The organism is Citrobacter sp. Cpo069, assembly GCF_030332785.1.
Taxonomy (GTDB): Bacteria; Pseudomonadota; Gammaproteobacteria; order Enterobacterales; family Enterobacteriaceae; genus Citrobacter; species Citrobacter portucalensis.
The window spans coordinates 1-13,329 of record NZ_JAOWHD010000040.1 but is presented as its reverse complement, the minus strand read 5'-3'; the positions used below and the strand labels follow the sequence as shown (position 1 = coordinate 13,329).

Annotated in this window: 17 protein-coding genes; 11 read left to right on the top strand and 6 right to left on the bottom strand. The window is 51.5% G+C overall.

Features of this window, described 5'->3' with window-relative positions; all coding sequences use genetic code 11:
• The first annotated feature begins 72 nt into the window (after positions 1 to 72).
• Positions 73 to 909 (top strand): nucleoside-specific channel-forming Tsx family protein, encoded by an 837-nt coding sequence (locus OGY08_RS04150; protein WP_125363228.1) that lies wholly within the window; start codon positions 73 to 75, stop codon positions 907 to 909.
• A 47-nt stretch (positions 910 to 956) separates the two neighbouring features.
• Here OGY08_RS04150 and OGY08_RS04145 read toward each other — a convergent pair whose 3' ends face one another.
• The 4 genes from OGY08_RS04145 to dsbA all read right to left on the bottom strand — a co-directional run bounded on the left by OGY08_RS04145 (position 957) and on the right by dsbA (position 3,807).
• A complete protein-coding gene (locus OGY08_RS04145; RefSeq protein WP_032942926.1) occupies positions 957 to 1,643 on the bottom strand; it encodes a Crp/Fnr family transcriptional regulator in 687 nt (228 codons plus the stop codon).
• Between the two features lie 121 nt (positions 1,644 to 1,764).
• On the bottom strand, positions 1,765 to 2,058 hold the full coding sequence (gene cbpM / locus OGY08_RS04140) for a chaperone modulator CbpM (RefSeq protein ID WP_003832033.1): 294 nt from the start codon (positions 2,056 to 2,058) through the stop codon (positions 1,765 to 1,767).
• A complete protein-coding gene (cbpA, locus tag OGY08_RS04135; RefSeq protein ID WP_286565706.1) occupies positions 2,058 to 2,978 on the bottom strand; it encodes a curved DNA-binding protein in 921 nt (306 codons plus the stop codon). Before cbpA ends, cbpM begins: the two co-directional genes overlap by 1 nt.
• Before the next feature lie 205 nt (positions 2,979 to 3,183).
• Positions 3,184 to 3,807: a thiol:disulfide interchange protein DsbA gene (gene dsbA, locus OGY08_RS04130; RefSeq protein ID WP_048216334.1), complete on the bottom strand. Its 624-nt coding sequence runs from the start codon at positions 3,805 to 3,807 to the stop codon at positions 3,184 to 3,186.
• A gap of 396 nt (positions 3,808 to 4,203) precedes the next feature.
• Here dsbA and OGY08_RS04125 point away from each other — a divergent pair, with 396 nt between their 5' ends.
• The 8 genes from OGY08_RS04125 (at position 4,204) to agp (ending at position 11,082) form a co-directional block, all read left to right on the top strand.
• Positions 4,204 to 4,608, top strand: a complete 405-nt coding sequence (locus OGY08_RS04125) for a VOC family protein (protein ID WP_003832040.1) — start codon at positions 4,204 to 4,206, stop codon at positions 4,606 to 4,608.
• A 70-nt stretch (positions 4,609 to 4,678) separates the two neighbouring features.
• Positions 4,679 to 5,041: a hypothetical protein gene (locus OGY08_RS04120; protein WP_008784315.1), complete on the top strand. Its 363-nt coding sequence runs from the start codon at positions 4,679 to 4,681 to the stop codon at positions 5,039 to 5,041.
• A gap of 48 nt (positions 5,042 to 5,089) precedes the next feature.
• Positions 5,090 to 6,970, top strand: a complete 1,881-nt coding sequence (locus OGY08_RS04115) for a cytochrome c biogenesis protein CcdA (RefSeq protein WP_125363226.1) — start codon at positions 5,090 to 5,092, stop codon at positions 6,968 to 6,970.
• The gene (locus OGY08_RS04110; RefSeq protein WP_008784317.1) at positions 6,967 to 7,590 is read left to right on the top strand and encodes a DsbA family protein; all 624 of its coding nucleotides are present in this window, start codon (positions 6,967 to 6,969) and stop codon (positions 7,588 to 7,590) included. The genes OGY08_RS04115 and OGY08_RS04110 overlap by 4 nt, the downstream gene beginning before the upstream one ends.
• On the top strand, positions 7,580 to 8,086 hold the full coding sequence (locus tag OGY08_RS04105) for a protein disulfide oxidoreductase (protein WP_048214488.1): 507 nt from the start codon (positions 7,580 to 7,582) through the stop codon (positions 8,084 to 8,086). Before OGY08_RS04110 ends, OGY08_RS04105 begins: the two co-directional genes overlap by 11 nt.
• A 134-nt stretch (positions 8,087 to 8,220) precedes the next feature.
• On the top strand, positions 8,221 to 8,976 hold the full coding sequence (locus tag OGY08_RS04100) for a sulfite exporter TauE/SafE family protein (protein ID WP_125363225.1): 756 nt from the start codon (positions 8,221 to 8,223) through the stop codon (positions 8,974 to 8,976).
• A 69-nt stretch (positions 8,977 to 9,045) separates the two neighbouring features.
• Complete coding sequence (locus tag OGY08_RS04095; RefSeq protein WP_125363224.1) at positions 9,046 to 9,753, top strand: ArsR/SmtB family transcription factor; 708 nt, start codon at positions 9,046 to 9,048, stop codon at positions 9,751 to 9,753.
• 87 nt (positions 9,754 to 9,840) lie between these two features.
• On the top strand, positions 9,841 to 11,082 hold the full coding sequence (gene agp / locus OGY08_RS04090) for a bifunctional glucose-1-phosphatase/inositol phosphatase (protein WP_125363223.1): 1,242 nt from the start codon (positions 9,841 to 9,843) through the stop codon (positions 11,080 to 11,082).
• Between the two features lie 37 nt (positions 11,083 to 11,119).
• Here the strand turns inward: agp and OGY08_RS04085 are convergent, their stop codons facing one another.
• Positions 11,120 to 11,347 (bottom strand): YccJ family protein, encoded by a 228-nt coding sequence (locus tag OGY08_RS04085; protein WP_003036015.1) that lies wholly within the window; start codon positions 11,345 to 11,347, stop codon positions 11,120 to 11,122.
• A gap of 20 nt (positions 11,348 to 11,367) precedes the next feature.
• A complete protein-coding gene (wrbA, locus tag OGY08_RS04080; RefSeq protein WP_003832057.1) occupies positions 11,368 to 11,964 on the bottom strand; it encodes an NAD(P)H:quinone oxidoreductase in 597 nt (198 codons plus the stop codon).
• Between the two features lie 386 nt (positions 11,965 to 12,350).
• Between wrbA and OGY08_RS04075 the strand changes: the two genes are divergently transcribed.
• Complete coding sequence (locus OGY08_RS04075) at positions 12,351 to 12,524, top strand: con-10 family general stress protein (protein WP_003036022.1); 174 nt, start codon at positions 12,351 to 12,353, stop codon at positions 12,522 to 12,524.
• 237 nt (positions 12,525 to 12,761) lie between these two features.
• Positions 12,762 to 13,220, top strand: coding sequence for an IS200/IS605 family transposase (gene tnpA / locus OGY08_RS04070; protein ID WP_057069660.1), 459 nt, complete (start codon positions 12,762 to 12,764; stop codon positions 13,218 to 13,220).
• The last annotated feature ends 109 nt before the right edge of the window (positions 13,221 to 13,329 follow it).

The following is a 13,329-nucleotide window of genomic DNA, read 5'->3' as shown; positions in this document are numbered from 1 at the left end:
TAATTAAATAGCCAGTCGCCACACCATTTATATGGTGGGGCGATACTCAACCTTACTCAAAGGAATTGAAAAATGCTGAAGAACAATAAGTTAATGATTAAAAAAATAATCCTGGGTGCAGTAGTGGCAATGAGCTGTATGCAAGCATTCGCGGCTGACTATACTGATGGCAACATCCGTAAAAATGATTTTAACTGGATGCAGATGAACTTAATGCAAAGTGTGGACGCGAAAGTGCCATATGGTATTCGCAATGACACCTATCTGGAACTGGAGTTTGGTGCACGCTCTGGCATTATCGATCTGTACGGTTATGTGGATTTCTTTGATATTTTGGATCGCGAGCAGGACGATCGTCATGGGGGGGATAACTTCTTTGCCAAGATATCTCCGCGTTTTTCCCTGGACGCCATTTTTAATAAAGATTTATCCGTTGGGCCGTTTAACGAATTCTATATTGCAACGGTAAATAACATTGGCGACCGGGAATTATTTGAACATTACGTTGGCCTGGGTACAGATGTGAAGGTCCCGTGGTTTGGTCTGGTGGGAATGAACATCTATGCGCACTATGTTCGTGAAAACTACGGTGCGGATAACGAAGGAAAGTGGGATGGCTATATGTTCTCGACTAACTGGTCGACGCCATTCTATACCTTTGCCAACGGCAGTTATCTGAACTATCAGGGGTACTTTGACTACCAGTTCGCCGCGAATAAGATTGCTAATCAACCGTTATACAGCAATAACGCGATTGAATGGTATAACGGTATCTACTGGCATTCAGAGCATTATGCAGTCGGTTATGGCCTGAAGTATTTCCGTAACATGGCATTGATGGAAAACCACGGCGGAGCAGGGCGTACCACCGGGCTCGGTCACTATTTCAGCCTCACCTATAAGTTCTGATTGCGCCGAAATGACACACCAATGCTCTGTTAACGAGCGTTGGTGTGTCAGTCAATGATGTCATTGCCGAGAAATTTACGCAGCCCATCCAGATCCTTAATTTCCAGTCCTTGCTTCGTTCGCGTTACCAGCCCGGCATCCGTCAGCGCTTTAACCGCCCGCCGATAGACCCGGTCGGTTGTGCCGAATCGCTCAGCTTCCTGGTATTTTTTATGGAAACCATCCATCGGCTGCTTGTTCTGATGCTGACGATACAGGTCATACGCCACGTTATGTACGATAGGGTAGAGCATCCGGTGCAGGAAGATTTCCAGCATATCCTGATAATCAATCGCCATTGCACTGGCAAAAAATATCGCCAGTCTGGGGTGCTGATTTAGCGCTTCTTCCAGACGGTCACAGCTGCACACCGCTACGGTCAGTGGTTCTTCCGCGACGATATCAAGCTGGCAGCGATACCCAGTAAAAAACTCCATTTCACCAAACAGCTGCTCGTCGCATTCCATGGCGCCCAACTGGAATCGGCGGCCATTCTCCGCGCTGTAACGCAGCGAAATTCTTCCGGATTGCACCATAATCAGTCGATCGACAACCTGTCCCTGGCGGTATAGATACTCATCTTCCTGGATAATCTGCGTTTCAGAGAGCAGTTCCTCAAATATCTTCTCAATCAAGGCATCATCCTGCTGCCAGATGTTGTGAAAACGACCTTTCGTGAGGGGTTTAAGCTGCATGACTCAACGTCTTATTGTTTAAGATAATTCTTATCTCAGACTGTATGCCATCTGCTGGGCAATGTCATTAAGAGCGCGGGGCGGATAATAAAAGGACCAGCACCATGCTGGTCCTGACACACTAAGGATGGCTGATAAAGCGAGACAGGCGCTGGCGCAGCAGGCGGTTTTCCTGGCGTAACTGAGCGTTCTCCTCCAGCAACGTCAGCGCAACGGCAATCCCTGGCCAGTCAAGTTCCAGCTCCTGACGCAGGCGCACCGCGCGACGCATTACTGTCAGCGCATGATCGTCAAACGTCTCGTCTTCATGGGGTTCTATCACCCCTAAGCCGACAATCTCATGCAGTTCTTCTTCTGACACACCGGTGTACAGACAAAATTCGGTAATGGTAAAAGTGACGGTAACGTTAGCCATTATGCTTTCCCCCACTCTTTGCGCGGATCAAAGGTCTTTTGTGCATCCGCCAGCTGTTGCCACAGGGCAGCACTGGCGTCGTCAGGTTTCGGTGGCATGACTATTTTGATCACCGCATACAAATCGCCGGTATGTTTTTTACTTACCAGACCCTTGCCTTTAATGCGGAGTCGCTGGCCGGCCTGGCTGCCCGCAGGAATGGTCAGCAAGATGCTCTCTTTCAGCGTCGGAACGGTTACTTTCGCACCCAGCGCAGCTTCCCACGGCGCGAGGGGAACGACAACTTCCAGATCCTGATTAACGATATCGAACAGCGGATGCGGTGCAATATGAATCACCAGCCACAAATCACCGTTCGGCCCACCGTTTTCGCCGGGGGTGCCCTGGCCTTTCAGACGGATACGCTGACCGTTACCGACGCCAGCCGGAATTTTCACATTCAGCGTTTTAGGAATTTCTCGTTCTACCATGCCAAACGCATTATAGACTGGCAGGTTGTAACTGATAGTGCGGCTATGTTCAGTAAGCGTTTCTTCGAGGAATACGGCAACTTCAATTTCGATATCGTGCCCGCGGCTGGCAGGGCGCTGGCGCGACTGGTGCGCACGCTGGCCAAAAATGGAGGAGAAGATATCGTCGAAATCTTCGGCGCTGTAGCTTTGATTCTCTCCTTGCTGGAATTGAGGGCTGAACTGTGGGTCGTTGCGGTGCTGCCACAGCTGGTCGTACTCGGCGCGTCGCTGCTCATCACTCAATACTTCCCAGGCTTCTGCAACCTCTTTAAACCGGGCCTCTGCGTCAGTCTCTTTGCTGACATCAGGATGATATTTACGGGCGAGTCGACGATAGGCGGTCTTGATTGTCTTGAGATCGTCTGTCGGTTTCACGCCCATAATGGCGTAATAATCCTTTAATTCCATAGCGTTCTCTCGTGTAAATCAACACTTGCAGAAGGTGAACCCTGACAACAGGTATCACCGCTAAGTTTAGGGTAATCCTGATAACGGCGAATGCCAACCGGGAAGGGAGGATATTGCGATAAACGATGCAGGCATTGCACCACCAACAGCGCAGTTGAGGTTACGTCATCTGTTGTGTGGTGCGAAAAATGAGATTAGCTAAACATCAGGATTTGCTTATCAGGAAGCGGACCGTATCAGCATAGTTTTGCACGAATGCATTAAGGTCATCTGACTTCAGTCCTTTTGGATTGATCATATATTTTCCGTTGATAAAAATGGCGGGCACACCGGTTAAATCAACTGCCTTCGCCATTTCTTGCTGCTTAGCGGTCAGTGATTTCACGGCAAAGCTATTCCATGCCGCATCATAATCACTGGCGCTGACGCCCGCGCTGATAAATACGTTACGAATATCCTCCGCTGTTTTAACGGTTTGTTTTTTCTGAACGGCATCAAAAAGCAACGGCTTAACTTTATCTTGTACGTTCAACAGCATGGCGACGGACCAGGCGTGGGTCATGTCTTGCCCCAGCGGACCTAAAAAGTCGACGTGGTATTCGGTGAGTTTGACATCTGCAGGCAATACTTTTTTCACGTTATCAGTGATTTCGAAAACTTCATCGTACTGATAACAGGAAGGGCAATAGAATGAGAAAAACTTCAGTGCGGCTGGAGCGGAAGCGACAGGTTTTTCCAGTGAGATATACTCTTTGCCGTCGGTAAATGATGCTGCCTGAGCGCTAACTGTAAAAAGTAACCCAATCAGGGGTAATAAATATTTTTTCATTTCCATATACTCTAAATAACATTTAATAAACAAATTATCTGCTAATGAATACGTTATTCATTGCGTCTGAATATAATAAGGAAATTCTCTGGAAATGCGCTGACCCTTACTTTCATTTACGCATCAGTACGTGGTGGGCATTATCTGTGTGCTGTCATGGAAATATCTTTCGGCATTCTTCGTAAATAGTGAATGATAACTTGTGTGATATTTTCATGGGTGTTTTTAGCAATGTTATAGTGTAATAAATAAAAACGGGAATATGATTAATTATCATTTCGTTTTTAAAGCGTAAATTGCAGGTTGTTGCGTTAAGTTCTGCAAATAACTCCGTAGATTTTCTTTTTCTTGTCGTGCGTGAATGAATAGGGTAAGTGTCAGAGATGAGCAACCCAAATGGATATCGCTATGATCGACCACCTGGATCACCTGGTACTAACCACCAATCATGAAGAGGCTTGCGTTCGTTTCTATGTCGAGCTTTTAGGTATGAGGCTGGAAACCTTCGCGCAAGGTCGGAAAGCCTTCGTCTTTGGCAATCAGAAAATCAATCTCCACATTCGGGGAAAAGAGTTTGAACCCAAAGCCTACGCGCCAACGCCGGGGGCGCTGGATTTATGTTTTATCACCACGCGTACGCTGGAAGAGGTGATGGAGACGTTTCAAACCCACGGAGTCGAGATTATTGAAGGGCCCGTTGCACGTACCGGTGCGACAGGACCTATTCGCTCGGTGTATGTCAGGGATCCCGATCTTAATCTGATTGAAATCGCGGTATATCCAGCAGATAGCAGGACATAACTTTACAGCGGAAAGGTTGCCAAAACCTGGCGAGTGGTTAAGATAACTCGCATCAATGAGTGAGGGTATAATGGCGAAACGTCAACGGATGGGATGGTGGTTCCTCTGTCTGGCATGTGTTGTGGTGATGGTTTGCACCGCACAACGCATGGCGGGCCTGCACGCGTTGCAGATGGATACCGCCGTTACAAGCGTTGTCGCCAGCGCACAAGTGCAGACCGATGAGGCCTCACCCGTTACCCCTTGTGAACTGAGTGCGAAATCATTACTGGCTGCGCCACCCGTATTGTTTGAAGGTGCTATTCTGGTGCTGTGCCTGCTGCTGTCATTGCTGGCGCCAGTACGGGCGTTTCGTCTACCTTTTTTCCCACCGCGAGCCATCTCGCCGCCCACTCTCCGGGTGCATCTCCGATTTTGCGTCTTCCGTGAATGACAGAACAGCCGTTGCTGACTGTTAGATAATTATTCACGGAGAAAAACTATGATGACTGTTTTCAGACAGGCGCTGCTCTGTCTGTTATTGCTATGGCTGCCCGTATCCTGGGCGGCTGAACCCGGCTGGCTGCGTTCACCCGATAACGATCACGCCAGCGTGCGGTTACGCGCTGATACGTCCGCAGGCGGAGAAACCCGTCTGTTGCTGGATGTCAAACTGGAGGACGGCTGGAAAACCTACTGGCGTTCTCCGGGCGAGGGAGGCGTTGCACCTGCTATCGTCTGGAAAGGGGAAATGCCCGCGGTCGACTGGTCCTGGCCAACCCCTGCTCGTTTTGAGGTCGCCAATATCACTACCCAGGGGTATCACGATAAGGTGACGTTCCCGATGGTGGTGCGCGGTAGAGCGCCCGCCACGCTTAACGGCGTTTTGACGCTATCCACCTGTAGCAACGTTTGCCTGTTGACGGATTTTCCTTTTTCCGTGACGCCCACAGCCCAGGACCCGACTTTTGCACATGACTATGCTCAGGCGATGGGACAGATCCCACTTGCCAGCGGCCTGACCGATGCTCTGAGCGCTGGCGCACGGGCGGGAGAGTTAGTCGTCGAGGCTCGCCGCGCGGGAGGCTGGACTGAACCAGGGCTGTATCTGGATGCTGTTGATGATGCGGATTTTGGCATGCCGCAAATTCATGTTGAGGGGGATACGTTACGCGCTACGGTACCTGTACATGACGGTTGGGGAGAAGGCGCGCCGGATCTGCGTGGTAAGTCAGTCACGCTGGTGCTGGCAGATAACGGTGTTGCCCAGGAGAGTCGTCTTGCGATTGGCGAAGCCCCGGTTGTTGAGAACGCCTCACTCCCACTGTGGCAAGTGGTGCTCATGGCACTGTTGGGTGGTTTGATCCTCAATCTGATGCCTTGTGTGTTACCGGTTCTGGGCATGAAGCTGGGCTCTATTTTGCTGGTCGAGGAAAAAAGTCGTCGCCAGATCCGTCGTCAGTTCCTCGCATCGGTAGCCGGAATACTGGTCTCGTTTATGGCACTGGCGCTATTGATGACGGTACTGCGTTTAACCAATCAGGCCCTTGGATGGGGGATCCAGTTTCAGAATCCGTGGTTCATTGGCGTCATGGTGCTAGTGATGCTGACGTTCAGCGCCAGCCTGTTCGGTTGGTTTGAATTCCGACTCCCTTCTGCGATGACCACCACGCTGGCGACTCACGGCGGCAACGGACTGTCGGGACATTTCTGGCAAGGTGCATTTGCGACACTGCTTGCCACGCCGTGCAGTGCCCCGTTTCTGGGAACGGCGGTGGCGGTAGCATTGACTGCTTCGCTGCCGACGTTGTGGGGATTGTTTATCGCACTTGGGCTGGGAATGAGCTTACCGTGGCTGCTGGTGGCCCTGCGTCCCGGTCTGGCGCTGCGTTTGCCGCGGCCAGGGCGGTGGATGAATATTTTGCGGCGTCTGCTTGGCGTGATGATGCTGGGTTCGGCTATCTGGCTTGCGACGTTGCTGCTCCCACACTTAGGGTTTAGCGGACAAAGTAGCGCTAAAGAAAGCGTGAACTGGCAACCGCTAAGCGAGCAGGCGATTGAGGATGCGCTGGCGCAACATAAGCGCGTGTTCATTGACGTCACAGCCGACTGGTGCATCACCTGTAAGGTAAACAAATACAACGTGTTGCATAAAGAAGACGTACAGGCCGCATTGCAACAGCCGGATGTGGTGGCGCTTCGCGGCGACTGGACACTCCCTTCTGAAGCTATTTCCGAATTTCTAAAAAAACGCGGCCAGGTTGCTGTGCCGTATAACCAAATTTATGGCCCCGGTCTGCCGGATGGCCAGGCGTTACCCACGTTGTTAACCCGCGATGCGGTACTGCAAACGTTGAATGATGCCAAAGGAGTAACCCCATGAAAATGATGATTGTTCTGCTGTTAACCCTGTTTTCTGCCGTCAGTATCGCGAAAGAGCCTGCGCCGTTTACCCCGGAACAGGAAAAGCAAATTGAAGCATTAATTCAGGAAGCCTTGTTTAACGATCCTAACAGCCCGCGGATTGGCGCGAAGCAGGCGAAACTGACCCTGATAAACTTCACCGATTACAACTGCCCATACTGCAAGCAGTTGGATCCAATGCTGGAAAAAATTGTGCAGAAATATCCTGACGTGGCGGTGGTGATTAAACCGCTGCCGTTTAAAGGTGAAAGTTCGGAACTGGCGGCGCGGACCGTGCTGACGACATGGCATGAGCATCCGCAACAGTCCCTGGCATTACATGAAAAATTGATGCAGAAGAAGGGCTATCATACCGACGTCAGTATCAAACAGGCGCAGGAAAAAGCGGGGGCCAGTCCGGTGACGCTGGACGCCCAAAGTGCTGAAACGCTGAGCACTAACCTGCAACTGGCGCGACTGGTGGGGGTGCAGGGAACCCCCGCAACGATTATTGGTGATGAACTTATTCCCGGCGCGGTACCGTGGGAAACCCTTGAGGAAGTGGTAAAAGAAAAACTGGCGGCGGCCAATGCTCAGTAAACTGCGCCGCTGGTTGCGCGAAGGGCTGATCTTACTGGCGCTGTTGGCGGGGGCAATGCTGCTGATGGATGCCTGGCGCGCGCCGCAGCTCCCTGCCTCCTTTGACAGCACGCCTTTACAAACACTGGATGGTGAAACCGTCACGCTGGCGGCGCTCAGCAAAGATGAGCCGGTGTTGCTTTATTTCTGGGCGAGCTGGTGCGGCGTATGCCGCTTCACGACGCCGGAAGTCGCCAGGCTGCGTTCGGAAGGGGAAAATGTGATGACCATTGCGTTACGTTCCGGAAATGAAGCTGAGGTATCTCGCTGGCTGTCGCGTAAAGGCGTGGACTTTCCGGTCATCAATGATGCTAACGGGGCCATTTCCCGCAGTTGGGCAATCAGCGTCACGCCCACGCTGGTGGTGATGTCACAAGGTCGGGTAGTATCAACCACCAGCGGCTGGACCAGCTACTGGGGCATGAAACTTCGGTTGTGGTGGGCGAAAACGTTCTGATAAATGTGCCGGGGAAACCCGGCATTTTTTATGGCGTCGCCCTCCCCAGGAAGGCATATTTCGTTGCCTGACGAAGCAAACACAGTGATTAACGTCCAGAATCAGTCATCTTCTCTTTTCCAGGAAAGTGCAACATGACGAGTTCTTTAGCGTTTGGACCCGCCCTGGTGGTGATGATTGCCGCCACATTTGTCCTCGCCGGGATGGTGAAAGGCGTTACGGGTATGGGATTACCCACCGTGGCAATGGGGATCCTCGGATCGCTTATTTCGCCGGTTGCCGCGGCGGCCATGCTGTTATTGCCTTCGCTGATAAGCAATTTGTTCCAGTTTGGCGGTGGTGGAAATACACGCCAATTAATCAAACGACTGTGGCCAATGCTGCTGACAGTAGTGGTGGCGACACTGCTTGCCAGCGCCTGGATTACCGGTGGTGACACCACCCGAACTCAGTTTGCACTCGGCGTAGCGCTGGTGGCCTACGCTATCTGGACGCTGGCGGGAAAGAAAATTGCGGTGGCCCCGCAGCGTGAAAAACCGTACTCCCTCGTTATTGGATTTGTGACCGGCTTATTGACCGGCGGAACCGGGGTGTTTGTGATGCCCGCCGTGCCCTGGATCCAGTCCCTCGGCTTTGAGAAAGATGAACTGGTGCAGGCGCTCGGGATCTCTTTTACCTTTTCGACCCTGGCATTGGCGCTGGGTCTGTGGTGGCACAACGCGCTGCCCATACAATCGCTAAGTTTGTCGGCTTTGGCCATTTTTCCTGCGCTGATTGGCCAATGGATAGGTACCCGTGTGCGAAGGGTTATTTCTCCGCTCGTGTTTAAACGCTGTTTTCTGTTTTGTCTGGTCGGGTTGGGTACAGAGATGATGCTACGTGCTGTGTGACCGGTGCGGTGACTTTGCGCGACTTTCATGGCATCGTTAATTCAGATATTCAGGGCCAATGAGGTCGTTATGGCATCCGTGATGTTACATGAAGAAGAGGGCGATCTGGAGTCAAAAATGGCACTCACTGCGGCAGTGATGGCCGATAAATCGCGCTCGCGTATGTTGTGCGCCCTAATGGATGGCTGCGCCTGGACTGCAACTGAGCTCAGCGCGGTGGCGGATATATCCGCGTCGACCGCCAGCGCGCATCTGGCGCGTCTGTGCGAACAACGTTTTGTTGTCGCGTTGGCGCAGGGCAGACATCGTTATTTTCGCCTTGCAGGTTCCGATATCGCTGAACTGCTGGAACGCCTGATGGGCGTTGCGTGGGCGACATCAACGCCCCGCAGAATCACTACACCGCCAGATTTGCGGCATGCCCGCACCTGCTACGACCATCTCGCCGGAGAGGTTGCGGTGAGGTTGTTCGATACGCTGGTTTCCCGTCAGTGGTTAACGCCGGATGGTGAAACGCTGACTCCACTTGGCCTGGAAAAGCTGGCACAGATGGGGATTGTCCTGGCGGCGGGCTCATCCCGGCGGAAGTTAACCTGCGGTTGTCTGGACTGGAGCGAACGACGTTATCATCCTGGTGGTGTGCTTGGCGCAACGCTGCTGCGCTGGTTCAGTGAACAGCGATGGATAAAAACCGAACAGGGCAGCCGCCATGTCATCTTCACACCTCTTGGCATTCGTAAACTCGAAACCGAGTTTGGTGTTAAAACGACACGCTAGATGGTCTGTTTTGCGAAAGCGTTCCCGGAAATATGTCATATTTCTGTCACACTCTGTTGTGATTGATAACAACAAGAGGTCGTAGGGATGAATAAATCGTTAATCGCCACAGCCGTGGCAGGGGCTGTCTTATTGTCAACCGCCGCGCAGGCGCAGACCGCGCCGGAAGGCTATCAGCTTCAGCAAGTATTGATGATGAGTCGGCATAACTTACGCGCACCTTTAGCCAATAATGGCAGCGTTCTTGAGCAGTCCACCCCCAAACAATGGCCAGAATGGGATGTCCCCGGCGGACAACTCACTACTAAAGGCGGTGTGCTGGAAATCTATATGGGCCACTACATGCGAGAGTGGCTGGCAGAGCAGGGGATGGTGAAATCGGGCGAATGCCCGGCACCGAACACGGTCTATACCTATGCTAACAGCCTGCAGCGTACGGTCGCCACGGCGCAGTTCTTTGTTACCGGTGCTTTCCCTGGTTGCGATGTTCCGGTCCATCATCAGGAAAAAATGGGCACCATGGATCCCACCTTTAACCCGGTGATCACCGATGATTCCGCCGCCTTCAGCCAGCAGGCCGTTCAGGCCATGGAGAAAGAGCGCAGCAAAATGCAGCTCAACGATAGCTATCAGTTGCTTGAGCAAATGACCGACTACAAAGACTCTCCGTCCTGCAAAGAAAAACAGCAGTGTTCCCTGACCGATGCCAAAGATACGTTTAGCGCGAAGTACCGGCAGGAGCCAGGCGTTTCGGGGCCGCTGAAGGTGGGGAATTCGCTGGTTGATGCCTTCACGCTGCAATATTACGAAGGCTTCCCGATGGAAAAAGTTGCCTGGGGCGAGATTAAATCCGATCAGCAGTGGAAGGTTCTGTCGAAGCTGAAAAACGGCTATCAGGATAGCCTGTTCACCTCCCCGGAAGTGGCGCAGAACGTCGCCAAACCACTGGTGAAATATATTGATAATGCGCTGGTTACTGAACGTGCGAAAGCACCGAAAATAACCGTGCTGGTGGGGCATGATTCAAATATCGCTTCGCTGCTCACCGCGCTGGATTTTAAACCGTACCAGCTTCACGATCAGAACGAGCGTACGCCGATTGGCGGGAAGATTGTCTTCCAGCGCTGGCATGACAGCAATGCAAATCGTGATCTGATGAAAATCGAGTATGTGTATCAGAGCTCGCAGCAGTTGCGTAATGCAGACGTTCTGACGCTGAAATCCCCGGCGCAGCGCGTAACGCTGGAGCTGAAAGGATGTCCGATAGATGCGGATGGTTTTTGCCCGATAGATAAGTTCGATAGCGTGCTGAATGAGGCGGCTAAGTAAAAGAAAACTCCCCCGTGTTCGCGGGGGAGTCAGCGCGCTAGACGTTTTTGCGTTCGATAGTCTGTTCACCCCAAAAGAGCGAATCTTTGTCTGTTTTTTCAAAGGCTTTGATGAGTACCTCATCGCTACCTTCTTCCCAAATTTTTTCCGCCAGTTTCTCGTCATAATGTGCGACTTCAAAAATGGCTTCGGCTATTTCCGGCGATGTATTGCGCAGACTTGCCCATTCGCCGACGCGATGGGCTTTCGCTTCTTGAGTTGGCATTCGAATCCTCCTGTTGAAGATTAGCCGTTGAGTTTTACTGCCAGACCTGCGACATATTCACCCTGATAGCGGGCGATAGATAACTCTTCCTGACTTGGCTGGCGGGAGCCGTCGCCTCCGGCAATGGTGGTTGCACCGTAAGGGGTACCGCCGCGAACTTGAGAGACATCAAACAGCTCTTGCGCCGCGTAACCGATAGGTACAATCACCATCCCATGGTGGGCAAGCGTAGTCCAGGTTGATGTAATGGTTTGTTCCTGACCGCCGCCGGTTCCCGTTGAGCTGAATACGCTGGCGAGTTTGCCGTACAGGCCGCCAGAGGCCCACAGCCCGCCAGTCTGGTCGAGGAAGGTACGCATCTGACCGGACATATTGCCAAAGCGCGTGGGGGTACCAAAAATGATGGCGTCGTAATCAGCCAGTTCTTGCGGGGTTGCGACTGGTGCGTTTTGTGTTTTGCCGCCAGCCTTAAGGAAAATCTCGGGCTGCATGGTCTCTGGTACACGCTTAATAATCACTTCCGCGCCATCTACCTTATTTGCGCCTTCTGCGACTGCGTGGGCCATAGTTTCAATGTGTCCGTACATGGAATAATAAAGCACCAGAACTTTTGCCATTTTACACTACTCCTCGAGTTAACCGTGTCCGTAGCGATTCGCTACCTACCTTTAAAGATATGACGTACTGTCAGGAGTGCAAATTTCACAATCACTTCTTTGATTTATAACAATTTTTATAACAACCTTCTTTGTAGCAAAATGATACATATTTAACCGGGTAGAATTCGGTAGTCATAAGAAAGACTTATTGATTTCTTATGGTGATTATTTCTTTGTCACTCCTGATCCTGTTGCAGGATATTACAGTTAGCGTCTGCCCTGGCCACACTTCACTATGCTTATTCCCACGCAGTTATTTTCAGGGCCTCGCCCGTAACGCTGCGTGAGGTATCACTCCTCAGTACCTATGCAATATGATGTCTAATCAATGACGGAGGTCAGTAATGGCAAACCATCGGGGCGGTTCCGGCAACTTTGCGGAAGACCGCGAAAGAGCATCAGAAGCAGGTCGAAAAGGTGGCCAGCACAGCGGGGGCAACTTCAAGAATGACCCGCAACGCGCTTCAGAGGCAGGCAAAAAAGGGGGCAAAAATAGTCACGGCAACAACAAATCGTAATTGTCGGGCTATCTGTCAGATATGTCGTGACGGCTGAGAGTCAGAGACAGACGTTACGTAGCCACCGCCGCCGGGTCTTTCCGGCGGTTTTTTTGTGCACAGAAAACCCCCAGCTAGGCTGGGGGTTCCGGAAAGCTTTCAGCTTTGGGCCAGTTATTAAAACCCCTTTTGATTTGTTAAAACACCTTGCGGTCTGGCAACTGCAAGGGTTAAACAAGAAATCAAAAGGGGGTCCCAATGGGGGACGAAAAGAGCTTAGCGCACACCCGATGGAACTGTAAATATCACATAGTTTTTGCGCCCAAATACCGAAGACAAGCATTCTACGGGGAGAAACGTAGGGCGATAGGCAGCATCTTAAGAAAGCTGTGTGAGTGGAAAAACGTGCGGATCCTGGAAGCGGAATGCTGTGCAGATCATATCCATATGCTTGTGGAAATCCCGCCCAAAATGAGCGTATCCGGTTTTATGGGTTATCTGAAAGGTAAAAGCAGTCTGATGTTGTATGAGCAGTTTGGTGATATGAAGTTTAAATACAGGAACAGGGAGTTCTGGTGTCGTGGGTATTACGTAGATACGGTGGGTAAGAACACAGCAAGGATACAGGAATACATAAAGCACCAGCTTGCAGAGGATAAAATGGGCGAGCAGTTATCGATCCCTTATCCGGGTAGCCCGTTTACGGGCCGTAAGTAACGAAGTCTGATGCAAATGTCAGATCGTATGCGCCTGTTAGGGCGCGGCTGGTAACAGAGCCTTATAGGCGCATCAGAAAAACCTCCGGCTATGCCGGAGGATATTTATT